Here is a 24,154-nt window from a genome sequence, read left to right on the forward strand (position 1 = left end):
ACGTATATAGTGTTAAATCTGCATTTTTGATCGAAATAATTTAGTATTTTTATGTAAATTATTCAAATGAAAAAAGTACTATTTTTACTATTTACCTATCTGTACGTTGTGTCTGTTTTTGCACAAGAAGGATTTCAGTTCGAAAAAGGGGTAAATAAAACCAGCGTACCTTTTAAATTGATTAATAATTTAGTTTTTGTGCCTATAAAAGTCAATGGAATAGAACTAAATTTTTTGTTAGATACAGGAGTGGCTGAGACTATATTGTTTAGTTTAGAAGAAAAAAAAGAAGTCCGTTTTTTTAATGCTGAAAAGGTATTACTAAAAGGTCTAGGAAATCAAGCCGCTGTTGAAGGATTAAAGTCTACGAATAATACTTTAGAATTTAGTGATTTAATGATTAAGAATCACATGCTTTATATTGTCTTGGATCCTGAGTTTAATTTATCTTCTCATATTGGGATTCCTGTGAACGGGATTATTGGTTATCAGTTTTTCCGAAATAATTTAGTCGAAGTGAATTACCGCAAAAAAAGGATTGTTGTTCACCAAAACAATGAAAGAAACCGCACCAAATTTGAAAAGAAATTCAGCACGATTCCCATCACTATCGAAAAATTCAAGCCTTATGTAAATAGCACCGTTACGCTAGATAATCATGAAGTTGCGGTAAAGTTGTTGATTGATATTGGTAACAGTGATGCTGTTTGGTTGTTTCAAGATCGTTCTGCTTTTATAAAAGTTCCCGTGAAAAATTTTGATGATTTTTTAGGAAGGGGATTTAGCGGGGACGTTGAAGGTAAAAGAGGGCGACTTCAAAAATTTAAGATGGCTGATTTTGAATTTAGTGCACCAGTTGCGGCTTTTCCAGACTCTGTTTCGATTAGAAATGTTACGATGGTGCCTGATCGAATGGGATCTGTAGGTGGCGAAATCATGAAAAGATTTGATGTGGTTTTTGATTATCAAAACCAAAGATTGCATTTGAAAAAGAACAGTGAATTTTCAACTCCTTTTAGTTATAATAAAAGTGGGATAGAGATTCAACACAATGGTTTGCAATGGGTTCAGGAAACTGTGCCAATGGAAACGGTTCCGTTAGCTAGTAAATATGGCGAGTCTGGAGGCACAACTCCAAAGACGGAATTTAAATATAAATTTAAACTAAAGCCTATTTTTGAAATTGCTAATGTTAGGAAAAATTCTCCAGCCGCTATAGCAGGGTTACAAAAAGGGGATTTAATTATTAGCATTAATACTATCGTTCCTTACAAGTACACGTTGCAAGAAATTAATACCCTTTTTAAATCGATAGACCAGAAGTGGATTACTTTAGAAGTAGAACGTCAAAAACAAATTTTGAAGTTCAGTTTTCAACTAGATGATATTTTGTAAAAAAAATGCTTCTGAAAAATAGTTCAGAAGCACTTTAGTTTGATAAATAATGTATTAATTGGAAATTACTTCTCCTTTAATTTTCAGAGCGACTCTTCCGCCTTCATAATTTACTGCATTCGATTCCACAGTTATTGTTTTTCGGATAGGTCCTGGAGCCATGTTGTATTTCACTGTAATTTTGCCTGTTTTCCCTGGCATGATTGGTTCATTTGGTTTTGTAGGAACGGTACAACCACACGTTGATAGTACGTTAGTGATTATTAGTGGCGCATTACCGGTATTGGTAAAGGTGAAATCGCGACTGCCATCTTCATTCTTAGTAACCCGTCCATAATCTATGGTATTGTCCTTAGCAGAAAATACGATTTTAGGTCCGTTTTGAGCAAAACCGGTACTACTGATCAATGCGAATGCGAATAGAATTATAGTTTTTTTCATTTTCATTTTTATTTTTTAATCATTAAAGTAAATATACTTCGTTTTAATTAACGCACAAATATTTATTTCTCTTTTTATAGTGTACTTAATTATTTACTTTTGTTCTCAATATCAATTGCAAATATCAGACCAAAGATTTACAGCAAGCTGTAGAGTCGATTCCGTATTGAATCGATGAACTTAGTTAGCCTATCTTCAAATCCAAAATAAAATGACAATTCCTGCACAATTTGACGCTCAAACTATTGAAAATAAGTGGTATGACTACTGGATGAAAAATAATTATTTTCATTCAAAACCAGATCATAGAACACCCTACACCATTGTGATTCCACCTCCAAATGTGACTGGGGTTTTGCACATGGGACACATGTTAAATAACACTATTCAGGATGTCTTAATAAGAAGAGCGCGATTGAAAGGATTTAACGCTTGTTGGGTTCCAGGAACCGATCATGCTTCGATTGCGACTGAAGCTAAAGTGGTAGCCAAATTAAAAGCCGAAGGAATTAATAAAAATGATTTGACCCGCGAAGAGTTCTTAGCTCATGCTTGGGAGTGGACGGATAAATATGGTGGTGTAATTCTGGACCAATTAAAAAAACTAGGCGCCTCTTGCGATTGGGAAAGAACCAAATTTACAATGGATCCAGATATGTCGGCATCTGTAATTAAATCTTTTGTAAATTTATACAATAAAGGGTTGATTTATCGCGGATACCGTATGGTAAATTGGGATCCTGAAGCGAAAACAACTTTGTCAGACGAAGAAGTAATTTATGAAGAACAACAAGGGAAATTATATTTCTTAAAATATAAAATAGAAGGAAGTGAAGACTTCCTCACGATTGCAACAACGCGTCCGGAAACTATTTTTGGTGATACTGCGATTTGTATTAATCCAAATGACGAACGTTTTACACATTTGAAAGGGAAAAAAGCGATTGTGCCTATTTGCGGAAGAGTAATTCCAATTATCGAAGATGAATATGTTGATATTGAATTTGGAACAGGATGTTTGAAAGTAACTCCGGCGCACGATATCAATGACAAAGCATTGGGAGAAAAGCACAATTTGGAGATTATTGATATTTTTAATGAGGACGCTACTTTAAATAGTTTTGGATTGCATTATCAAGGAAAAGATCGTTTTGTAGTTCGGGAGGCAATTGCCAAAGAATTAGAAACGATTGGAGCTTTAGCAAAAACAGAAATTCACCTGAACAAAGTGGGAACTTCGGAAAGAACCAAAGCGGTTATCGAGCCACGTTTGTCTGACCAATGGTTCTTGAAAATGGAAGATTTGGTAAAACCGGCAATTAAATCGGTATTAGAAGATGGTGAAATCAAATTGCATCCTGCTCGTTTTAATAATACCTATGCCCACTGGTTGAATAACATTCGCGACTGGAATATTTCCCGCCAATTGTGGTGGGGACAACAAATTCCTGCGTATTTCTACGGAGATGGAAAAGAAGATTTTGTGGTTGCCGAGAATATTGAGGAAGCCTTAAAGCTAGCGAGAGAGAAAACTTTAAACCTGAAACTTGAAACAAAAGATTTAAGACAAGATGTTGATGCCTTAGATACTTGGTTTTCTTCTTGGCTGTGGCCAATGTCTGTTTTTGGGGGAATTATGGATCCAGAGAGTGAAGATTTTAAATACTATTATCCTACGAATGATTTAGTTACCGGTCCAGATATTTTATTCTTTTGGGTAGCCAGAATGATAATTGCAGGATATGAATACACCGGAAAAAAACCATTTACAAATGTGTATTTGACTGGATTGGTTCGGGATAAACAAAGACGTAAAATGTCTAAATCACTAGGAAATTCTCCGGATCCTTTAGATTTAATTGAAAAATTTGGTGCCGATGGAGTTCGTGTGGGATTGCTTTTGAGCGCTTCTGCAGGGAACGATATTATGTTTGATGAAGAGTTGTGCAACCAAGGAAAAGCGTTTACTAATAAAATATGGAATGCGTTTAAACTAATAAAAGGTTGGGAAGTTTCAGATGCTATTTCACAACCGGAAGCATCAAAAGTGGCGATTGAATGGTACGAAGCCAAATTGCAACAAACACTTCTAGAAATCGAAGACAATTTCGAAAAATATAGAATTTCTGATGCCTTAATGGCAATCTACAAATTGGTTTGGGACGATTTCTGTTCCTGGTTTCTCGAAATGATAAAACCGGCTTATCAGCAGCCAATTGACAGCGTTACTTTGGCGAAAGCTATAGAAATGCTCGAAAATAACATGAAATTATTGCATCCATTCATGCCTTTTTTAACAGAGGAAATTTGGCAGATTTTGGCAGAAAGAACAACAGAGGAAGCCTTAATTGTTTCGACTTGGCCAGAAATAAAACCTTATAATGCGGGATTAATTACAGATTTTGAAAATACAATTGAAGTGATCTCCGGAATTAGAACGATTCGTAAAAATAAGAATATTCCGTTCAAAGATGCCATCGAGTTGAAAGTGGTAAACAATGATAAAGCTTCTACTTATTTTGATTCGGTTATAACCAAATTAGGGAATATCACTACGTTAGAATATGTTTCGGATAAAGTAGATGGAGCACTGTCGTTCCGTGTAAAATCGAATGAATATTTTATTCCAATTACTGGAAATATTGACGTGGAAGCAGAGATTGCTAAATTGACTGCGGAGCTAATTTACACGCAAGGTTTCTTAAAGTCTGTTCAAAACAAACTGGCAAATGAGAAATTTGTGGCTGGCGCACCAGAGAAAGTATTGGCAAACGAAAGACAAAAGGAAGCCGATGCTTTGGCAAAAATTGAAACTATCGAGCACAGTTTGGCGGGTTTGAAATAAAATCAAATTTGTTTAGAAAATAGAAAATCCCGAAATATTCGGGATTTTTTTATGTCTTATTTTTTTTAAGCCAATAGAAAAAGGAAGATTAAGGGAAATAGAACTCCGGCTAAAGCCAATTTCCAGCCTCTGTTTTTCCAGCTGAATTTTCCAGCTTTGATCATCATGGTTCCCGTTAGAGCAATGAGGATTAAACTTATCGCAAAAATATCAGAATAGTAAATCCAGAAATTCGATGTGCTTTTATGCAATTTCATTGTTTGGCTAATGATTGGTGTTTTAGAGAAGGTAACAATTTCGCCTTTTCCAGTTTTCATGTCAATTTCAACATCGTGTTTTTCGAAAGATATTTTAAAAACGTCTTTTTTCACATTATGGCGTCTGAACTTGTCGTCGATCCCTAATTTCTTTCCAAAATCTTCAGCAAATTTTTCGTTTATTTCACTAGCAGAAGGCAATTGTACCTTAATATTTTTTGTCTCCGTAGTGTATTTTTCAGGATGCCAAAAATCTCTATGGTTCATCATCAGCCCAGAAATGGCAAAAGAAACGATTAGCCCAATATAAAAGTACCCTAAATCGCGGTGTAAGTTTCTTGCTTTGATTTTTTTCATGGTTGGAATTTTGTGAAATGAATTATAAATCAGATGATTTATTTGGTAAAAGGTTTAATTAGAATTTGTATTTTAAACTTGTCATTACTTGACGCGGTGCAATTGGGTTTACACTGTAGTTTTCATGTACAGTATAATTTAAAACGTTTGCAATATTTGAAACTCTGCATAAAATGGAGAATTGTTTCCAATTGTAACCTGCTGACAAATCTATTGTAGTGTAACCTTCCAAAGGAATTTCTCGGTCATATATTCCGTTTGGTAGTGAGGCATCTATTTGATTGTTCCATCCACCTACTCTTTTACCGATGTAATTTCCTAAAGCTCCTACGGAAACTCCTTTTAACACCCCGGATGGCAAGGTGTAGAAAAAGCTTAAATTAGCAGTGTTTGCTGGAGTTCTTGCCAAACGATCTCCTTCTATAAAGCTTCCTTTTAAACCAGAAGTTTTTGTGTAGCGCATATCATTGTAGCTGTATCCAGCAATAATATTTAAACCTTCTATAGGTTTTGCAACAATGTCAAATTCTACGCCTTTACTAGTGGTTTCTCCGCTTAGAACTTTTAGAGAAGTATCTGTATTGCTTGATCCATCTGCTTTAAATTCGGCTGTTTGTGCTAAGTTGCTATTGGTAATTTGGTATACCGTAACATTTGTACTTAGTATTCCTCTCCAAAAATCTTTTTTTATTCCCACTTCGTACTGGTCTATAATGGAAGGTTTAATCGCCTTTAAATCCAACGTTGTTCCGGTGTTTGGTGTAAACGAGTTAGCGTAGCTGGCAAACAAGGACATGTCTTTTGTCGGTTGATAGACGAGTCCCAATTTTGGAGTGAAAGCTTGGTCTTTACGTTTCTGACCTTCTGTAATTGTATTTTTAACTAAGTCCGTTGTTTCTACCAGAGCTTCTTGCCATGACCAACGAATTCCTGTCAAAACTTTAAATTTTTCGGTAAGCGAAATTAAATCTTGGGCATAAATACCAAAACGATTCGTATCTGTTTTTACAATTCGGGTATTTGTTGCGTTTGGTATAGCGCCACCTTGATCGAAATTCTCGAAATCAAAAACGTTTCCACTACCGTATGTTGTAGGGCTAAAGGTAAAAGTATTGGCTTCTGTAAAGGAGTTTTCCAAATCAACACCTGTAAATAATTGATGTTTTACTTGCCCTGTTTTGAACGTTCCTTGAATACTTAACTGCTCAGCAATAATTTGTTCTTGGTTTTTATTTTGTCCCAATGGTCTTTTCCAATCTCCATTGGCTGCGGGTTGAATTCGTTCTGTTCCTTTTGATGTTCGATCAAAATTTTGAAAAGAAGTATTAAAGTTTAATGTCCAGTCTTTATTGAAATTATGGTTTACTAATCCTGAAACAGTAGCTTGTTTGGTTTCTCCAGTAGACCAAGTGGCCCCTAAATACGTGCTTCTAGGTAGCGCCAGGATTTCTTTTCCGATGATTCCTGATCCAAAATCGGGTGTCCAATCGTCCTTTAGGTAATCTCCTTGCAGTATAATTTCAGTTTTATTACTTACTTTAAAAAGAAAAGAAGGGTTTATATAATATCGTTCTTTGGATACATTATCTCTAAAACTTTTAGAATTTTCATAGGAACCCGTGAAGCGGTAAGCGATAATAGCATTCAATGGACCATAAATATCAATAGATGGTTTGTAAAAAGAATAGCTACCCATTTGCATGGCTATTTCGCCGCCTTTTTTGAACGAAGGAGTTTTAGTAACCATGTTTAATATTCCTCCGGGAGCAACATTTCCGTAGAGTAGAGCGGCACTTCCTTTGAGCACTTCAACTTTTTCTAAGGAAGAGACTTCGGGAATCGAACCACCGCTAAAACGAAATCCATTTTTAAACATATTGTTGGCTGACATATCGTAGCCTCGTGAAAAAAAGGATTCCTGAGCACCACCGCGAGCAGATCCTACATACACACCATTAATGTTTTTTACAACCTCACTTAAGCGAATGGCTTGTTGTTGTTCAATTATCTCGCTTCCTATGATTTGAATGCTTTGTGGAACGTCCATTGGTTTCAAGCCGGATCGAATCGCAGAGACTGGTTTTTTGTGTTGATTTGGTGTGATTATAACTTCTTTAAGAATACCTCCTTTTTTATTTCTAACGGTATCGGAAACAGAATCAAATGTTTCTAAAGTAGTTGGGTTTTCTGAGGCGTTCGCTGTTTCTTGGGCTTGTCCAGAAAGACAAAGTAATAATGCAAATGGGACTGTTAAACTATATTTCATTTTGTTTATTTAGATTGAATAAAAATAACGATGCAAATATAGATTCTGATTTTGATTAAACAAAACTTATTTAGATTAATTATGAATAGTACTTTGAAGTTTTTATTTAGTATTTTGAAAAACAGTATTTTAAGAGCATAAAAAAACCTTACTTTTCTGGAGTAAGGCTGTATTTGAAGTCGAAAAATTAGTTTTTTTACTTGATTCTTTTCATCGAAAACTGTTCTGAGCTAGGTTTTCCCTGTTGCATTCCAGAAATTTTCACAACTAAACTGTCTGCAGTAATTGAAGTATAATTGATTTTTTGAGGGTAATCGTGTTGTAGATTTTCGAATAGTAATTCTTTCTCGGATGCTGTCTTTAATTTAAACGCAACCGGTTTGCCGTCATTTTGCCCTTGCACCGTAGCATAATAGGTTACCTTTTTTCCTTTTTGTTCCAAGATAATTGTTTCAAAATGTAGCGTGTCTTTTTCTTTTATGAAGTAGGAAGTTGCTTGAAAAGTGCTGTCGTTTGCTTTTTTCCAAGATTCGGTTAGGTTTCCTTCAACAGACTTGTTTTCCCAATTACCCAGGAGCCAATTTGCGGCATTGATCTTTTCGTATGTTCGTGACTTATCTTCTTTGCAGGAAGCTAGCACCAAAATTAAACAGCCCAAGGTTATTGTATTTTTCATAATAGTTTCTTTTAAAGTGCGTCGTGACAGCAGTACAAATTTATAAAAAAGATCGAAAGTAATGAATATATTATCGGTAACCTTTTATGGGGAATGTGGTTTTAAATAGGCAATTAAATTCAACTACAAAAATCAGAGTAAGTAGCAGCTTTCGATGCTTAGTAGGATGGCTTAAAAAATCATAATCCTTCTTTTTTGTTTTCTCTTTTTCGAAAGTACACATAGTATGTACAAGAAGTATAGCGATATCTTTTAACGCGGTAACTGTTACTATTTGCTTTTATAGTTTAGTCAAATTAAATTTTGGTTCTGTATTTTTCAGGGGCTTTGTGTTGCTTTTTGTTTCCTGAAAGGCTGTTTTTATTGAGTATTATTGATCCTGATTTACAGTTTCTTTAATGAGGTACTAAGTTGGTAGAATACCCTCTCCAAGTGCAATTTCCAAGATAAAATGCTTTTTTGAATTAGGATTTCGCACAGCAATCGCTATTTATACGAGGTAGTACTTCGGAAGGGATGTAATTCTATTTTTGTATCGTTAATTTTCCTAAATAGCAAGTCCTGATAAGTTATTTCGTTTTAATGATCCGTGCTGTAAATGCTGCAATTAGCTTTTTAAAAAAGAGGTAGCATATTTCAGCGGTACCTAACGCAGTGGGAGATAGTTGAATTTTACAGACATGATGATTTAACGCAATAGAATTGCCACTTTAAATTAGACCTACTTTAGCGCATCCTGTGTTATTTTCAATTGGCATAGTTTGATTCGAAAATTCTGTATTTGAAAAGTCCCACTACAATAGCACCGCCAATCGCATTGCCTAATAAAGCGAGAACTAAAAACCATAAGTAGTCTAAAAACGTAATCGTTTCTGAATGTAAAAAGGCTCCAAACACTTCAATGTTACCTACAATACTATGGTGAAAGCCTCCAAAACCGATGACACCAGTGATCATAAAAATAAGGAAAATGCGTGTGAGTGAATTTAAGGTACTGTTCAATAACCAGTTCAATAAACCCATTAACCAGCCAGCAACAATGGCACTTAAAAAGAGGACCCAGGCATCATAGTGAATTACGTGACTTCCTATGCTTACCATGGTTTCATGCGTAAATAAACTTAAATGTGGGGCAAGAAAGCCAATAAACAAGGTGAATAAAATTCCTCCAACGACATTCCCTAAAACAACGAATCCCCAAATCCGAAGTAATTCCCAGATCGTTCTTTGACCATTTAATACCGGTAAGGTCAAAACGGAAGTTTGTTCCGTAAAAAGAGCCGACTTTCCGAGAATAACCATTATAAATCCTACTGGATAGACCACACTAAGTAATTTAAAAATAGTTGTCTCTTCTACTTTTCCTGATAACAAATAGTACAAAGTGCAAAGAAGAAAATAGCTAAATCCTATTTCAAGTCCTGCAATAACAGCACTTAGAGTCAAAGCTTTGCTATTGATCTTGAAGATCTCTTCACCCTCATGAATTACGCGACTTAAAATATCACGATATTCACTGACACCGTCAATTTCCTTTGATTTTTTTTCTAAATCCTTTTGGAATTTTTCTTGCTTCTTAGTTTCAGTTTTCATAGTGTTTTTTGTTTGGCCATTTTACAATTCGATGTGTAAAGAAAGTTGCGAATAAATAAAATAAGCCAAGATTTTGTACAGACAACAGGGTCGAAATTAGTGCTGCTGTATCGTCCCTTTTTGCCTAATTCTATATCTTTTCTTCCCTTTTTTTTGCTATTTAGTCACGTGAAAAATATAAAATAGGCTTTAATTTTTAGATCTCTTTTGTCTTATTTAAATCTATGTGAGACACTTTAGTAGAATAAAGATAGTATTTTTTATCAAAAGTTAAAAGTTCCTTTTGTTGTTTCATTTTAGATTGGGGACCAAAGCAATCAATTGTTCGTAGTACTCGTAGTTTTTATGAGAGAACATAAAAGTGGGACGGCTCATGCAGCGATAGTAACTTTTAAAAAGTAGTGCCTGATAATTAGATTGGTTAATCTATAAAACGTTTTAATCTAGTTTAATCATAGCAATATTTTTCAACCAAAAAATATCAGATGCTACGAATGTAAGTCTTGTTTTAATTACGCTATCCGTTTTGTTTCTTGGAGATTTAATTATAAATCTAGCCTTAGAGTTTGTAAAGTCCAACGTGTGTTTCGCATCAAAATCAGATTTCTTATCGGCAAGAAATGAAATCACATTCTTTTGCTCGCTCCAAGTCCCTTTTCCGTATGTGTGTTTTTCCGGTGGAATGCCTCTTTTAATATTGGAATAATAGTGAAAGTAAAAGGTGCCATCTTGGGATAAAGTCAATTTATATTCAAATACATCATTTTCCTTAGTCGCAAGTGTAAGCGCATAAGCACCAACCACCCTATTCGATTGAGAAGATACTGTTGAAGTGAACATTAAAATTAGAATGGTGTAGATTGACTTCATAAAATTATTTTTAGCGTAATGTTTTTTAAAAGTTGGATTAAGTCATACAACAAGCGCGAATTTTAAGTGGAAAGATCTTTCATAGACTGAGTCGGGAGACTTTTTAGAACTATCGTTACTTAAAAAGAAGGAATAGTTCAGAGAGCTAATGCTAGTAAATCCTCAAACTTGTAGCAGTTGCACTATGAATCATAAATTTGATGGAAAGATAACCATTTAATAAAAGTATTTTCAGGATCCTCAAAAATATTTTCAGTAGTTAAGCCTACTGCAATCAATTAGAAATCAATTATTTTATATTTCCAACCAACATCAGATCCAGCTTAAATTTACGATTTAAAGAACGCACCACTACCGAGGATTTTAAAGAATTTTCACTATATTTGATTTGGACCCTGATTTATAGATTGGAATCCGGTCTAGTTTATGAAAATAATTATGACCAACACATTTTAAATTATGATTGTTGAATCCCATCAAAAAGGTTGGAAAATTATCAACCAGCGATCCCACGGCCTGCTAGCAGCTATGTTGGCTTACCAATATGATATTGATTTGCCTAATGAGATAATGGTACCTACCCTCATTACCATTGCCGAGCATGATGATGGTGTTGCCGAAACATTAGCAATTAAAAATCTTACGGAAGCAGGTGCACCTCGACATTTTAGGGTACATGATGATTCTAAAAAAACAGATTTAAAGCAATACCTAAATGTGATGGAAATGGCCACTTCAAAGTGTCAGTTGAATGCCTTGCTCACTTCTTTGCATATCAATTTTATTTTTGGTGATACAAGCGATAGTGAGGACAAAAAATTAGACGCCTTTTTAAAAGGGCAAGAAAAAAACCGTAAAGATATTCTAAAACATTTAGACATCGATAAAAAATATGCAGAGCGTTTGTATCGCTTTGTGCAGTGGTGCGATGCTTTTTCGCTTCTGATATGCATGGATAAAATACAACTCGAAGGCAGAAAGATGGAAATAGCCAAAAGCCCCGATGGTGTTATGAGCCAAACTTTTTATAAAGCCAAAAATGAAATTACGGTAACACCATGGGTGTTTAAGAAGGATTCATTTAAGGTGTTCTATGAATATAAAATAATCGAGCAATTACACTTTAATTCCATCCAAGATTTTAATGAAATCTGTGAAAGGACTCCCGTACAGAGAGAAGAATTTCTGTTTACAAAATAATGTAAAGGTTCCAGCGTTCGACTAGGTCTGCTCGAAAGCAAAAAAAGGTCTTGATAAACTACAGAGCAATTGCAACTTTACGCAAGAAACACTTCGGAGAGCGACTTACGAACGGCATGTGTTTACTGTTTTTTAGGAGCAGTCGATATGATTTTTTTAAAGGACGAATACTCCTGCTGTGCGCTGTATCTCTCCGCTGCGCTGCGAGGATGCCGCTACCATCAGGGCTACACACTTCGTATGGTTTTTATAAGAACTTTTGCAGAATAATCTAGTACAATTAAAATATGTGTCTATTGGCACTATACTACTGAAATAACAAAAACCTCAAATTGCCTTTACTTGACTAATCTCGATTTAATCTCAAGCTCGCGTGCAATGTCATGAAGGCAAGGTAATAGTTAAGAATTGTCGAGTTTATTTTGACACTCCGATAAGGAGGAATCTCAGCAAGTGAGCAAGTAACAAAATTTCCTCGCTGGGTTTAATGACAACGGTGAAGTTTAGTTATTTGCTCATTGGTGTGGGCACGGATTGCAAATCCGCAATAGTGGGTAGTGTAAAAACTAATTTTAGTATATTTTAGGGTACGCTTTTATAATTATTTTAAGCCTAAGTGAATTATTGCGTAAGTTTTATATTCAAGATATTGATTCAAAATTAAAATCAATTGATTAAATTTATAAAAAAAGTATGATTGTAATAGTATTAATAGCCGTAGCAATAATTGTTTTAGGATCTTATTTAAAGAATGATTATTTAATTGTTAGAGAAATAAATGTCGAAAGGCCAAAACAACAAATTTTTAGTTATATCAAATTACTTAGAAATCAAAACGAGTATAGTTATTACAATAGAAAAGACCCAAATACTGTAAAGTCTTATTCTGGAACTGATGGCGAAGTTGGTTTTACCTATTCATGGAGTAGCAAAATAAATAGTATTGGTACGGGAACGCAAACCATTTCAAAAATAATAGAAGGCGATGAAATTTGCTGTAATATCCAATTTACAAAACCTGTACCTCTAAAGTCCTTTGCTTCGATCGCACTAACAGCAATTAATGAAAACGAGACAAAAGTTACTTGGACTTTTAGTAGTCATTATAATTTCCCACTGAATGTTATCATTTATTTTTTAAATCTCGAAAAATTAATAGGTACCGACATTGCTACTAGTTTAGTAACGTTGAAAGAGAATCTGGAACGATAATTTTTTTACAAGAAGTACTTAAGCTAAACGGAATAATTTTATTTTTTTTATTTTTATCAAAAACTAAAACTGTCAAAGCCAGTTGACTAATTATCCTTCAACAGCCTGCTAAGAAATGCTTTTGACTATTAATGTTTATTAATAATCAAATTCCTCCTCTGTTGCGAGCCCGGAGCTTCGGGACGGGGTCATAAGAGCTGTAAAGTTCGTGTGGTTTTCATAAATTTTTTTTTCAGAATAATCAAGTACAAGAAATATAAGTGTCTTATGGCGCGATACAACTAAAATAACAAAAACATCAAATTGCTTTTACTTAACGGATGTTGATTAAATCCCCAGCTTACACGCAATATCAGTAAGGTAAAGAAATAGGTGGTGATTTTCGAGTTTATTTTGTCTTTCCGACGAAGGAGGAATCTCAGCAAGTGAGCAAGTAGCGAAAATTCCTCGCTCGTCGGGATGACAATTTTTGGGTTTAGTTATTTGTTCATTGTTGAGGTCACGGATTGCAAATCCGAGCTAGAAGGTATACAGAATACTACACGAAGTTTTTTATTGTTGCTAATAATTCAGTTTTGTAATTGTAAATTTCATCTAATGAAGTTATTAGTTTTTTTTCTCCGTTATCTTTTCCGTTATTGAAAAGCTCAATGTATTTATTAGTAGAATTAAAATGCAAACGGCAAATAGGTTTTCTATTATTATCGTCCAATAAAACACCAAAGTAGGATTGTGTATCTCTAAACGCAATTCTTGAAGCTGGAAGCACTTCTCTTAAAATTGCTTTAACGATTTGTGAACCTTCGATTTCTTCCTCTGTTGTAATAAATTTTGGAATTTCTACATTTTCATCGATTGTTCTGATTTGTTCAGTTGCTTTTGAAGGAACGGCTTCAGAAATATTTAAAGCATTTTTTAAGCGGAAATTTATAGATTCATTTATAGAATTAGAAAAAGCTTTTTTAGTATATTCTTTGAATGCAGCTAATCTTGGAGCTGTTAAAGGTTTATTAAAAAATCGGTTAACTAATAGACGAACAATTTCATCAGAAGGTTCTTGAAGTTCTTTTTCAAATTCGTTTCTAATTGCTTTTATATATTTTAATCCTTCTGCTGAATCTAAAATTTCTTCAAGATTATAACCGTTTTTAGAAAAATTCTCTAAAATCTTTAAACTTGTATCTTTTAAGTCTGATATATCTAAAGTAAAAAATGGTTTTTCATCCATTATATTCGGTTTCTCCAAATCTGCATAAAAGTTATAAATATGTCCGTTTGTTAAAACACCAAAACGTGATTTTGAGACATGGTAATATCTATGAAGTTGAGAATTATGAGCATCAACATTTTCTTTCCAATTTTTACATTCAATAATTAAAATTGGTTCACCATCTCGTTTAATAACGTAATCTATTTTCTCTCCTTTTTTAGTTCCTATATCACAAACAAATTCAGGAATTACTTCTGTTGGATTAAAAATATCGTACCCAAGAATTTGAATAAAAGGCATAACAAAAGCATTTTTTGTAGCTTCCTCTGTATTTATTTGGTCTTTTAAAGAGTCAACTCTTTGATGTAATTGTTGCAATTTTAATTTTAAATCTTCCATGTATATGATGTTTTATTTTGTGAATGTAGTTATTTTCTGCGATTTTTGGGTATGGTTACAGCTAACTTGTATATCGTCCCCTGCTAGAGTGAATCGCTCGCACTAGCGTTCGTGTTTTGCTATGCTCGCAATAGCTGGAGAAGCTGTTGTTTATTTGCTCATTGTTCTAGGCACCGTTTGCAAAACTGCCTCACGATTATGTCTATGTGAGCGATCTGGTAATTTTTAAAATAGCGTATATCCAAATATTAACGATGATGTTTTATAATTTGAATCCCAATAACCATAATCTGCCACAATGTTTGTGCTAGTTTGTAAACGCATCTCCAAGCTGTATTTGTTCTTAAATTTATATCCTACACCGAAACCAAAATTGCGTCGAGTTACAAGTTCTACAGATTTGGAAAAGATATTGGGAGGACTTGTAAATTCAAGTGATGAATTTGAACTGATAGCGATTATGTATGAAGCATTGATAAAAACTTTACCATTGTTATCGAGAAAAAAGTAATGTCTTACACTTATTGGAATCTCAATGTAATTGTAATTAGCAGTTGCAATTTGTTCTCGACCAGAAAAGAAGCTTCCATTAACTGCTTTTTCGGATTTGTAATTCTGATAAATTGGTTCAATGGTTAAAGCCCATTTATTCCTATTGAAGGGTAATATAAATTCCGCTTCAACACCAAAGCTAAATCCTAATTTATTTCCAAAATCTATATCAGGAGAGTTAGAAACAAGATCCTCTACAAAGAAAGAGGAGTTATTCAAACGCGGTCTAATGGATAAAATAAATAAATCTTTTTTAACTTTGTTTTCATAGTTTATGAATTCTGAATTGTTGCATTTATTGTACTCCGTAAAATAAGCGATGAGACTATTTTTTTGGTACTTTAAATTTGTCATTTTATTAAGTGTAAAGCTAGGACATTTTAAATCATTCCATAATTGCTGTCTAAATTGATTGTTCTCCCCTGTTTTGTTTTCATAATTTTTAAAATTTTTAAAAACTAGCTGTTCAATATTCCCATTATCTTTATTGTAGAAGAATCGTTGTAAGTTTCCTTTTTCATATTGGTATAAATTAGATTTACCTTCAATTAATACTTTTAAAAAAAGTTGTTCTTCAACAAATATTGGACTTTTTTCATCGCTAAAATTGTTAATATTATTTCCAGATTTATCTATTCTAACGGTACTTCTAATGTATTTTGAGTTATTGTAAATTCCAAATTCTTTTACGGATTTGATATTTTCATTCATCAAAGTACCGTTTTGTACAAGCTGATATTCAAAATCCATGGGGTTGTTTCTCCAATCGATATTTTTGATGAGACAATCAATTTTTTCTCCAGCATTTGTAATAAAGTATCCTTTTTCAAAGGAAATTTGTGCCGACGCATCAAAACTTAAGATTATAATTAAAAGTAATAGTAATTTTTTTTTCATGGTTAATTCTAATTTTTTTTAGGATAAAATGCCTCATAATGTTATTTGAGCTACTTATATGAGTGTGTAACGTGCTGCGTAAATATATACAATTTAAGCTAGAACTAGAATTTTTTTAAAAAACGCATTTGTGTATATCTGAGCGATCGGGGTGTCGTTATTTTAGAAAAATAGATAAACAATGTGTCTGATTATTTCATTGAAGAGAATCATTTAGATGGTATTAAATAAATTATAAAAAACTTAATAAAACAGAAAATAATGTAATTGATACGCTTATAATTATTTTTAGTATTTTTTTATCGTTGGTCTTTTTCAATTGTTGGACAAACGAATCAGTTTAATTATCCGAAGTTCTAAGCTGGTTTTTTATAGGTTTTGAGGTACATAATTGTAATAAGAAATTTTGAAGTCCCGATATATTATTTCTTTAAATAGTAATGAAGATACAACCTCATTTTTTGCTTTATACGTGTAAAATTTTGTAAGCAGTCCATTTGGATAATTTTTGCGCGCTTTCCAAATTTCATATGCAGTTGAAAACTCTAGCATAGGTAAAAAATCGAAACTTGGGTCAACTAAATACTTATTATGACCTGCGTTTTTATTTTTATTTAATTGGTCATTTGTACTCACTAAGGAGATAGTGTTTAACCGTTTCCCATCAATTAAAGAATCATTATGTTTTTCAAAATCATAGGTATTGATCTGGTATTTGTAGGGATTACTGTAAGAGTTTGCATTAAAAAGTGCTATGGTTACACCTGATTTTTCCAATTCTTCTATTTTGAAAATTTGTCGTGCTATTAAACCGTCATAATCCATAAGTATCAGTTTATATTTATTTTTGCGTATTGGGATTTTTAAAGCATAATAGCTATTGTCTTTAGAATTGATTAGATAACTTCTTGTATCACTTACGTTTTTCAATTTAGATTGAAATTGGTATCGAACTTCACAATCAAATTGATACACGTGTTGGGAATACATGGTATGGAATGCGAAAAGACAAAATAGATAAGTCAATAGTTTCATAAATTAGTCTGTATTTTAGTAAAAGTCTTATAGTTTTTATCACACCATTTAAAGTATCACCTTTAGTTTAAGAAATATAAAGGTTAGCAGTGCTTCATAAATATATAATTTAATTGAGAAAATACTGATAAAAAATCATCAAACAAAACTAATTCCTTTTATTGTAACAAACTTACGGTAAACCATAAATGTTCTTTTTTTAGTACAAATTTCCTAGCCCTGATAGCAGTGAAAATCCTTTTTAATAATTTAGGCTGGAAGCCTTTCGAAGGCTTCCAGCCTAAATTATTAAAAAGATTGCAACGAATAGCAGGAAACAGCTCCTAAAAACTCACAACTACAATCTCAACTTGAAACATACTACGGTAAACAAAAATTTCGTAATTTTGCACTCCAAATAAAGGATTAGAATATGTTAGATAGACTGCAAATAGTAAAACAGCGTTTTGATGAGATTTCGGATTTGATCATTCAGCCCGATGTAATCTCGGATCAAAAGCGTTATGTGCAATTGAATCAAGAGTACAAAAGTTTAAAAGCGTTGGCTGAAAAACGCGATGAATACGTAATTTTGATGGCGAATATCGAAGAAGCAAACGAAATTATATCCGATAACAGTGATGCTGATATGACCGAAATGGCCAAGATGCAACTGGATGAAGCCAAGGAAAGATTGCCAGAATTAGAGGACGAAATCAAATTTATGTTGATCCCTAAAGATCCCGAGGATGCTAAAAATGTGATGGTGGAAATTCGTGCCGGAACGGGTGGGGATGAAGCGAGTATTTTTGCAGGGGATTTGTTCCGTATGTACACCAAATATTGTGAAAACAGAGGTTGGAGAACGTCTGTGGTGGATATGAATGAAGGAACATCAGGTGGTTTCAAAGAGGTGATTTTTGAGGTTACGGGTGAGGATGTTTACGGAACCTTGAAGTTTGAAGCAGGTGTACACCGGGTACAACGGGTACCTCAAACAGAAACACAAGGTCGTGTCCATACATCAGCAGCAACAGTAATGGTGCTTCCAGAAGCAGAGGAATTCGATGTGCAGATTGATATGAATGATGTGCGTGTGGATTTCTTTTGTTCGTCAGGACCTGGAGGACAATCCGTAAATACGACTAAATCTGCGGTTCGTTTGACGCACATTCCTACAGGATTGGTGGCTCAATGTCAGGATCAGAAATCACAGCACAAGAATAAAGATAAGGCTTTTGGTGTTTTGCGTTCCCGTTTATACGAGCAGGAATTAGCTAAAAAACAAGCTGAAGATGCTACCAAGCGTACGTCTCAAGTGAGTTCTGGTGACCGTTCCGCTAAAATTCGGACCTACAATTATGCACAAGGTCGTGTTACGGATCACCGTGTGGGATTGACATTGTATGATCTAGGAAATATTATGAATGGTGACATTCAGAAAATTGTTGATGAACTTGCGTTAGTAAACAATATGGAGAAATTGAAAGAAGCAAGTGAAGTATTCTAAAAAGTAATTTAGAATTTAATAAATATAAAAAAACCAGCGAAAATAATTTTCCGCTGGTTTTTTTTATAATTCTAAGAAGCAATCTCTTTTGTGGTTAAAAACTTCCTGCCTCTTGTTTTAATTTTTTTTCCATAATCAGACTTCTGAAAGTCTCATATTTTGAGGTGGCAGCATTAATTTTTTCATCAAAGATTGTATTGTCTTCTAGCAAGTCAATTTGGAGATTGAGGTCATTTGATTTTTTCTCATAACATTTCTGAATGGTATTCCAATTAGTCAGCGCATCATTTGTGCCGCTGGTTGTTACGGAATCAATAAAACGAATGTAGTTATTTGTTACTATTTCGGCTTTTTTTTCTTCATTGCTTTCACAAGAGTGAAGCGCATTGGCGATAATAAGAATTCCTACTAAGTGTATGAAATTTATCATATTAGTTGTGTTATAATTTAAATCCGTTGGCTAATCGCAAGGATATTTGACCTAAACCGTCTTTAAGCACTTCATTTTTTAATACTTGAAAGTCATTGAAATGTTCGTATCTCAAGCTAATGTCAATTTCATTAGCGGCATACCCAATGGCGGACCCAATAATAAGGAGGTTTTGTTCTATCCGTTTGTCATAGCAAAAGCCGCGCCAGCTTCTCCCGATTATTACAACTAGTCTTTTAGCACAAACGCTTTGAAACCAACTTTTGCAGGGATGTAACCAAGATCATTGTCCTTACCAGACGCAAACATATTACTAAATCCTGTGGTAGCGGTTACGGAATATTTTTTGGATAAATCATATTGGATTCTTGCATCGGCACCCAAATTGTAGTCATAAGGATTGTCAAGTGGAAGTCCTCCGTTTATACCAAATCCAAGACGAAATCCTTGATCATAATTTTTCACTTCTTGTGCGCTGGTCGTTGTAATTCCTAACGCTACAGCTGCTATTACAAGTATTGCTTTGATGTTGAAGGTGTTTTTCATCTTGTTTTTGTTTGGATTACTATTTAAAATAGATTGCGATATTGTATCGTATTAAAAGGGAAATTTTTAAAGCGGTTTTATTCAAAAATCGTAGCCTTATTAATGTCTCTTAAATTATTTAAATTTGTTTTCGCATCTTTGTTGATCCCTTTGCTATTTCCAATAATTTTTCGGGATTCATTTTTGAGGTCACTTATAATTGGAGAAATGACATTTGCTATTTTTTTGGATGAATTCAAAAGGTTGTTTTTAATAGCTGTGCTTTTATGACCGATTACTCTTCTTGTATTACAACCTTTTGCTGGGGCGAAAAGTACTCCTAAAATTGCTCCTATTGCTATGCTACCCAGTATTGTTATTGCTAAATTACGCTCTTTCATTGTTGTTTTTTTAGTTTTTTTACTGTTTTATTCCTTTATGACAGGCACTAAAATGACGAGTACGGCTATCACTAATAAAAAGTGAATGCTGCTGCCCACGTTATAATAAAAATAGCCTATTGTCCAGAGTAGTACTAAGACCGCAGCCATTATGTACAGTAAATTGTGCATGATTTATTTGTGTTTTCTTTAAATTTGAAAAAATAATTTTGAGTTTTATATATAATTTCTTAATTCGTTAGTGAAACGTACTCCATCCAAAATGAAGAGCAAAGTGCACGTTTCAGTTTCGCTGGCATTGGAATCAAACCATATTGTAATTGGTCTTTTTCTGTAATAGCGGTGTTCCGAATTATTTTTCGTGAAATTAGATTCCCTATCGTTTGTTGGACGTTTACATGCTTGTAATTCTGAAAATATAGAGGAGTAGAATTCCAAAAAGCATTTTGTGCCGTAAATTTTTGATGGCGAACTTTAAAACGGAATGGTACTACTATATCTTTTGCGTTTCATTTTTACAATGTTGTACTCTTTTTTCTTATTTGACAAAGGTGCAAAGCTCGTAGTGGTTTTCTGTTACATCAATTTCGAATTATATTACAGAATTTAAAGATGGGCATCATTTTTTGGAGTGTCGATGGTAATTTGCAATTACGGTGTGACTGGAAACAAAAGGAAATCCTTTCATTGTTGTATAATGCCTGCGGTAAAACCGCATCTGAAGATTCGGTGTTTAAAATAGAAGGAAGTAGCGGATCAGAAATTTGATCTTAAAATACGGGTATTTTTATTCAGCCGGGAGGTAAACGGTAAATGTTGAACCTACATTAAGCTCTCCTTTTGCGACGATGAATCCCTTGTGATTTTCTACGATTTTTTGGCAAATAGCCAAGCCAATTCCAGTTCCTTGATACTCATTTTTGTTGTGGAGTCTATTAAAGAGTATAAAAATCTTGGCGGCATATTCTTGCTCAAAACCAATTCCATTGTCTTTAAACGTAATCTTGTAGTATTTGATATTGTTGTCAGGCAGTATTTCTGCTTCATGAGCATCAATCATTTCGCAATTAATTTCAATAGTTGGAATGCTATTTTCTTTACTGTATTTTAATGAGTTACTAATTAAATTGATGAATAATTGCTGAATTTGGAATGGAATTACGTTTAAAGTTGGTAATTCATTGCTTTTAATAAGTGCTTTCTTTTCTTCAATGGTAGGCGCTAGTTCGTGTTTTGCAGTCTCAAGCAGATAATTTAAATCGGCTTCTTCAAAAATCTTTTCTGCTTTATTTATTCTTGAAAAATGCAGTAAATCTTTAATAAGAACCCGCATTCGGTTTGCAGAGGATTGAATACTCGCAACGTATTGTTGCCCCGCTAGGGATAAATTGGCGTAATCTTTACTAACTAATCTTGACATAAAAATTTCAATTTTACGCAAAGGTTCTTGTAAGTCATGACTCGCAATGTAATTGAAAGCCGTTAGTTCTTTATTGCTGCTTTCTAATTCTCTGTTCCGCTCTTCGACAAGGTTTTTAGCATAAACTTCTTCGGTTACATCACTTGTAGTCCCTATAAAGGTCTTGTTTCCGGAAGCAATATTAACAATGCGTCCTAAACTTCTAAAATAGCGAATCTCATTGTCTTTTCTGATAATTCGATACGTAAAAGGAGGAAGGTCATTGTCATTTAGTATGTTACTGGTGTTTTGTTTTACAAATTCTAAATCATCAGGATGTACAAATTTCAAAAAGGTCGCTCTAGTAGCCTCAAAAGATTGAGGATCACAACCTATTAATCGGTATTCGTTATCAGAGAATGTATATTGGTTTGTTTCTAAATTTAAGTGCCAACTTCCAAAACCACCAACTATTTCAGCAAGATTATTGGCTTCATTTGCGACAGAGAGCGTATTAATTGTTTTTCTCAGGAGTACTAAATCCCGATTCATTTTAATAAAAGCAATCGTAATTAAAATTAAGGTAACTATAAGTGTTAAGTAGATGAGCAAAGGCGTATAATTCATCGTTGCTTCATAATCCTGTTGTCTGTTTTGTAATAACGTTTTCTGCGTACTAATCATGTCTTCTATTTTAAGTCGAATAGAGTCCATTGTTTTTTTTTCAATAATTAAATTATTTTTAAATGTTTTTTCGTCATACATCCCCAGTTCATGAAGATACAGTGTTTTAGAAAGATAGTTTTGTTTTTTATTGATAAAATACAGCAGCTTTTTTAAATTGCTTTGTTGTGTTCTGCTATTTGCCGTTAGTATAGAAACTCTTTTAAAGGATTGTTTTACCAACTTCTTTGAATTATTGTATGGCGTAAGAAAACTTTCATCTTTACTTAGTAAATAACCTCTTTGTCCCGTTTCGGCATCTTTTATATATGAAATCAGGCATTCAAGTTCAATATTTACCTCATAACTGTTACTTACCCAAGCTGACGATTTTTTTAAAACCGTAATGTGCTTGAAAGTAATACCGCCAATAAAAAATATAATTGCTACTGAAACTATAAAAATTATTTTTAAAAATAACGGCGATTTATGAAGTGGAATGTATTTCATTTTACAATCTCATTAAAAAATTATCTTTGTTTAAACCGGAAGTGTGGTATTGCCAATTTATGGTTACTACTTCCGAAAGTATTTTTTTTAAATTCTCAAAATCGCTAGGTTTTTTAATATAGATATTGGCGCCGTTTATGAAGGTCTCTTCAATATGTTCCTCGGACGATGAGGTTGAGTAAATGGCAATTGCTATATCGTTGAGTCTTTCATTTTTTTTTATTTCTAATAAACATTCAACGCCATTCTTTTTTGGCATATTTAAATCTAAAAATAAAACGTTAGGCAAAACGGAATCCGAATGATTTAAATAATCCATTAGTTCAACGCCATCGTTAAAAGTACTCACTCTCGTGTTTATTTTTAATTCATCAAAGGCATCTGTAAAAAACAACCTGTCGTCTTCGTCATCGTCTGCAAGGCAAATGTTTATATAATCAGCAGTCATATTAGTATGGTTTTAAGGTTTGTTTTTATTAGATAACGCTCTTCTCTTTTGTATTATTTTTTGGAATGAGGAAGGTGTCATTCCTGTTGTATGTTTGAATTGTGTGCTTAAATGTGCGACGCTCGAATAATTTAATTGAATAGAAATTTCGGTTAAATTGAGAGGCGTGTTGATCATCAATTGTTTGGCTAATTCAATTTTTTGAATAATAATGAAATTTTCTATAGACGTGTAAGTCACTTCTGAGAAAACATTAGACAAATACGCATAACTCAAGTTCAATTTTTCGGCAATAAAAACAGAACTTTTTATGTTTAAAGGAGCATCGTTATTGACCATTTCAACAATAGCATCTTTTATTTTCTGAACTAAAACACTTTTCTGATTTTCAACTATTTCAATGCCGTATTCTCTAAAAATACCAGTTAGTTCATTTATTTTTCCAGAAGGTACTTTTTCTAAAAAATTGAATTCACCAAACCCGATACTACTATATTTATATCCTAATTCGGATAGCTTTTCCTCGACAATTTTTTTTGTCAGTTGAGTATAATCAAACTTTAAATACACCTTCATAAGCCTTTTGTTTAATAGTAAAGATATAAAAATGTAACTTTTAAATGCACTGCAATTAGTTTTACGAAAAAATATTTTTATTGATTTACGAAGTAAAGCTAAGAACTTTTATTTTGTTTTCAAGTCGTTCCAGCATGATATCTTCTGATTTTTAAGTTTATAAGAGTTTTTTTTAACATCCATATTTTTAAAATTTAGTGGATTAGCACCTGTTTTACACGTTCTACAATCGTTAATTTTATATTTATTTTAACACCACAGCGACTTTTAACTTCTTCTTTGGAGCCGAATAGGATGCGAGAATTTCGAAGGCGCTGTTCATTTGAGATAGAACCAAATTTTAATTTTTCAGTTTAGCTTTTTCTTGGCGGGGTATATTAGTAGCCGGAAGAATACTGCTGTTTCTTTACAGAGGTGGATTCAATTAATTAATGCGAATTCCTGATTATTGTTTAATAATTGTAAATATACTTCATTTGGAGAATCAAATTGATGCCTTTTCCGAGGT

Annotated in this window: 23 protein-coding genes; 7 read left to right on the forward strand and 16 right to left on the reverse strand. The window is 33.4% G+C overall.

All coding sequences use genetic code 11. The features are described from left to right. Window positions 1–66 precede the first annotated feature (66 nt). The gene (locus tag BUC11_RS10550; protein ID WP_073353930.1) at window positions 67–1,395 is read left to right on the forward strand and encodes a PDZ domain-containing protein; all 1,329 of its coding nucleotides are present in this window, start codon (window positions 67–69) and stop codon (window positions 1,393–1,395) included. Window positions 1,396–1,449: 54 nt separating this feature from the next. Here BUC11_RS10550 and BUC11_RS10555 read toward each other — a convergent pair whose 3' ends face one another. Continuing rightward, entirely contained in the window at window positions 1,450–1,836 is a 387-nt protein-coding gene (locus tag BUC11_RS10555) for a DUF1573 domain-containing protein (protein ID WP_073353959.1), read from the reverse strand. Window positions 1,837–2,047: 211 nt separating this feature from the next. Here BUC11_RS10555 and BUC11_RS10560 point away from each other — a divergent pair, with 211 nt between their 5' ends. Beyond that, a complete protein-coding gene (locus tag BUC11_RS10560; RefSeq protein WP_073353932.1) occupies window positions 2,048–4,681 on the forward strand; it encodes a valine--tRNA ligase in 2,634 nt (877 codons plus the stop codon). A gap of 65 nt (window positions 4,682–4,746) precedes the next feature. On the opposite strand, the gene BUC11_RS10565 is transcribed toward BUC11_RS10560, so the two are convergent. From BUC11_RS10565 to BUC11_RS10585, 5 genes are all read right to left on the reverse strand, one after another. Further along, on the reverse strand, window positions 4,747–5,295 hold the full coding sequence (locus BUC11_RS10565; protein WP_073353934.1) for a PepSY-associated TM helix domain-containing protein: 549 nt from the start codon (window positions 5,293–5,295) through the stop codon (window positions 4,747–4,749). A 58-nt stretch (window positions 5,296–5,353) separates the two neighbouring features. Continuing rightward, entirely contained in the window at window positions 5,354–7,561 is a 2,208-nt protein-coding gene (locus tag BUC11_RS10570) for a TonB-dependent siderophore receptor (RefSeq protein WP_073353935.1), read from the reverse strand. Between the two features lie 196 nt (window positions 7,562–7,757). Further along, a complete protein-coding gene (locus BUC11_RS10575) occupies window positions 7,758–8,237 on the reverse strand; it encodes a DUF6265 family protein (RefSeq protein WP_073353937.1) in 480 nt (159 codons plus the stop codon). 747 nt (window positions 8,238–8,984) lie between these two features. Further along, window positions 8,985–9,830: a formate/nitrite transporter family protein gene (locus BUC11_RS10580; RefSeq protein WP_066082519.1), complete on the reverse strand. Its 846-nt coding sequence runs from the start codon at window positions 9,828–9,830 to the stop codon at window positions 8,985–8,987. A 438-nt stretch (window positions 9,831–10,268) separates the two neighbouring features. After that, window positions 10,269–10,700, reverse strand: coding sequence for a hypothetical protein (locus BUC11_RS10585; RefSeq protein WP_139259458.1), 432 nt, complete (start codon window positions 10,698–10,700; stop codon window positions 10,269–10,271). Between the two features lie 459 nt (window positions 10,701–11,159). On the opposite strand from BUC11_RS10585, the gene BUC11_RS10590 reads away from it, so the two are divergent. Both BUC11_RS10590 and BUC11_RS10595 read left to right on the forward strand, forming a co-directional pair. Continuing rightward, window positions 11,160–11,900, forward strand: a complete 741-nt coding sequence (locus BUC11_RS10590) for a DUF3891 family protein (RefSeq protein ID WP_073353940.1) — start codon at window positions 11,160–11,162, stop codon at window positions 11,898–11,900. Window positions 11,901–12,593: 693 nt separating this feature from the next. Then, window positions 12,594–13,112, forward strand: coding sequence for an SRPBCC family protein (locus BUC11_RS10595; RefSeq protein ID WP_073353942.1), 519 nt, complete (start codon window positions 12,594–12,596; stop codon window positions 13,110–13,112). A 538-nt stretch (window positions 13,113–13,650) separates the two neighbouring features. Here BUC11_RS10595 and BUC11_RS10600 read toward each other — a convergent pair. The 3 genes from BUC11_RS10600 to BUC11_RS10610 all read right to left on the reverse strand — a co-directional run bounded on the left by BUC11_RS10600 (window position 13,651) and on the right by BUC11_RS10610 (window position 17,205). Continuing rightward, a complete protein-coding gene (locus tag BUC11_RS10600; protein WP_073353944.1) occupies window positions 13,651–14,721 on the reverse strand; it encodes a type I restriction endonuclease in 1,071 nt (356 codons plus the stop codon). Window positions 14,722–14,946: 225 nt separating this feature from the next. Beyond that, window positions 14,947–16,170: a porin family protein gene (locus BUC11_RS10605; RefSeq protein ID WP_073353946.1), complete on the reverse strand. Its 1,224-nt coding sequence runs from the start codon at window positions 16,168–16,170 to the stop codon at window positions 14,947–14,949. A gap of 369 nt (window positions 16,171–16,539) precedes the next feature. Then, a complete protein-coding gene (locus BUC11_RS10610; RefSeq protein WP_139259460.1) occupies window positions 16,540–17,205 on the reverse strand; it encodes a hypothetical protein in 666 nt (221 codons plus the stop codon). A gap of 412 nt (window positions 17,206–17,617) precedes the next feature. Between BUC11_RS10610 and prfA the strand changes: the two genes are divergently transcribed. Then, entirely contained in the window at window positions 17,618–18,694 is a 1,077-nt protein-coding gene (gene prfA / locus BUC11_RS10615) for a peptide chain release factor 1 (protein ID WP_066082500.1), read from the forward strand. 94 nt (window positions 18,695–18,788) lie between these two features. Here the strand turns inward: prfA and BUC11_RS10620 are convergent, their stop codons facing one another. Beyond that, a complete protein-coding gene (locus tag BUC11_RS10620) occupies window positions 18,789–19,124 on the reverse strand; it encodes a hypothetical protein (RefSeq protein ID WP_073353949.1) in 336 nt (111 codons plus the stop codon). 100 nt (window positions 19,125–19,224) lie between these two features. On the opposite strand from BUC11_RS10620, the gene BUC11_RS17320 reads away from it, so the two are divergent. Further along, window positions 19,225–19,356 carry a hypothetical protein gene (locus BUC11_RS17320; RefSeq protein WP_317041239.1) on the forward strand — a complete coding sequence of 44 codons (132 nt, stop codon included), beginning with the start codon at window positions 19,225–19,227 and terminating at the stop codon, window positions 19,354–19,356. On the opposite strand, the gene BUC11_RS17325 is transcribed toward BUC11_RS17320, so the two are convergent. From BUC11_RS17325 to BUC11_RS16765, 3 genes are all read right to left on the reverse strand, one after another. Continuing rightward, complete coding sequence (locus BUC11_RS17325) at window positions 19,353–19,670, reverse strand: hypothetical protein (RefSeq protein ID WP_317041240.1); 318 nt, start codon at window positions 19,668–19,670, stop codon at window positions 19,353–19,355. The genes BUC11_RS17320 and BUC11_RS17325 overlap by 4 nt on opposite strands. Before the next feature lie 77 nt (window positions 19,671–19,747). Beyond that, a complete protein-coding gene (locus BUC11_RS10630) occupies window positions 19,748–20,050 on the reverse strand; it encodes a YtxH domain-containing protein (protein ID WP_073353950.1) in 303 nt (100 codons plus the stop codon). A 27-nt stretch (window positions 20,051–20,077) separates the two neighbouring features. Beyond that, a complete protein-coding gene (locus tag BUC11_RS16765) occupies window positions 20,078–20,221 on the reverse strand; it encodes a lmo0937 family membrane protein (protein ID WP_139259462.1) in 144 nt (47 codons plus the stop codon). A 441-nt stretch (window positions 20,222–20,662) separates the two neighbouring features. On the opposite strand from BUC11_RS16765, the gene BUC11_RS16970 reads away from it, so the two are divergent. Then, window positions 20,663–20,818: a hypothetical protein gene (locus BUC11_RS16970; protein ID WP_175547746.1), complete on the forward strand. Its 156-nt coding sequence runs from the start codon at window positions 20,663–20,665 to the stop codon at window positions 20,816–20,818. 19 nt (window positions 20,819–20,837) lie between these two features. Here the strand turns inward: BUC11_RS16970 and BUC11_RS10635 are convergent, their stop codons facing one another. Genes BUC11_RS10635 through BUC11_RS10645 form a run of 3 tightly spaced genes read right to left on the reverse strand, consistent with a single transcriptional unit; the run spans window position 20,838 to window position 23,646 of the window. Next, window positions 20,838–22,622: a CHASE3 domain-containing protein gene (locus BUC11_RS10635; protein ID WP_073353952.1), complete on the reverse strand. Its 1,785-nt coding sequence runs from the start codon at window positions 22,620–22,622 to the stop codon at window positions 20,838–20,840. Between the two features lies 1 nt (window position 22,623). After that, window positions 22,624–23,070 (reverse strand): response regulator, encoded by a 447-nt coding sequence (locus tag BUC11_RS10640; RefSeq protein WP_066082492.1) that lies wholly within the window; start codon window positions 23,068–23,070, stop codon window positions 22,624–22,626. 12 nt (window positions 23,071–23,082) lie between these two features. After that, window positions 23,083–23,646: a helix-turn-helix domain-containing protein gene (locus BUC11_RS10645; protein ID WP_073353954.1), complete on the reverse strand. Its 564-nt coding sequence runs from the start codon at window positions 23,644–23,646 to the stop codon at window positions 23,083–23,085. Window positions 23,647–24,154 lie beyond the last annotated feature (508 nt).

Source organism: Flavobacterium xanthum (genome assembly GCF_900142695.1).
GTDB lineage: Bacteria > Bacteroidota > Bacteroidia > Flavobacteriales > Flavobacteriaceae > Flavobacterium > Flavobacterium xanthum.